Source organism: Hyphomonas sp. UBA3601, assembly GCF_002375605.1.
In the GTDB taxonomy this organism is placed as follows: domain Bacteria; phylum Pseudomonadota; class Alphaproteobacteria; order Caulobacterales; family Hyphomonadaceae; genus Hyphomonas.
In genome coordinates this window covers 9,234-9,999 of sequence record NZ_DFME01000072.1, presented here as the reverse complement: position 1 = coordinate 9,999, position 766 = coordinate 9,234, and the positions used below count along the sequence as shown (strand labels likewise).

At 59.3% G+C, this 766-nt stretch carries 1 pseudogene; it reads left to right on the top strand.

What is annotated here, in order from left to right:
• Positions 1 to 209: 209 nt before the first annotated feature.
• Positions 210 to 766 (top strand): annotated as a pseudogene (locus B4F73_RS07475) (glucose-6-phosphate isomerase); the annotation flags it as partial.

The following is a 766-nucleotide window of genomic DNA, read 5'->3' as shown; positions in this document are numbered from 1 at the left end:
TCGGGCCTCTCCTTTATTCAAATTAGGTGTCCGGCCCGCCGGACGCATGAACACCAGGCCGAATAGCCTGTTAAACGCGCCTCATAGCCATGTGCGGCGTGGGTTTCAAGCACGCAAATGCCAGTTCACTGCGGTCTAGTTTCCAGTCTTGCCCCGGTCGGAAACCCCGGATAAGCGGAAACAGCCAGAACTTACGCTAGGACAATGACATGACCACCGACCTCAAGCCTCATGCCGACCGGGTAAGCCAGACTTCTCTGAAGACGCTCGCAGATGCGCGTGCATCTTCTGCTCCGCTGCGCGCCGCAGGTTGGTCCATTGACCTTTCCCGACACTATCTGGACGCCGAAGCAGAAGCAGGATTGCTTCAGTTTGGGCGTGTCTCCGACCTTCAATCGGCTGCAGACAGCTTGTTCGCTGGTGATATCGTGAACCCTTCGGAGAGGCGCCCCGCCCTGCATTGGGCATTGCGCGCGCAGTCCGAATTGTCAGGCGAGGCCGAGACAGTCAGGCAAAGCGTTCTGCCCGCCCTCTCCTTTGCGCGGGATGTTGTTTCAGGCAGCGTGACGAGTTCGACTGGCCTACCTTTCAATGCCGTTCTCCACATCGGCATCGGCGGGTCTGATTTCGGTCCTCGCCTGATCGCCGACGCGTTTGAGGACAAAGCCTCTGGCAATATCGATCTCCGCTTCTGCGCGAATGTCGACCCCTTTGACCTGGACCGCGCCATGCATGGGCTTGACCCGACGCGCACGCTGGTCATCGG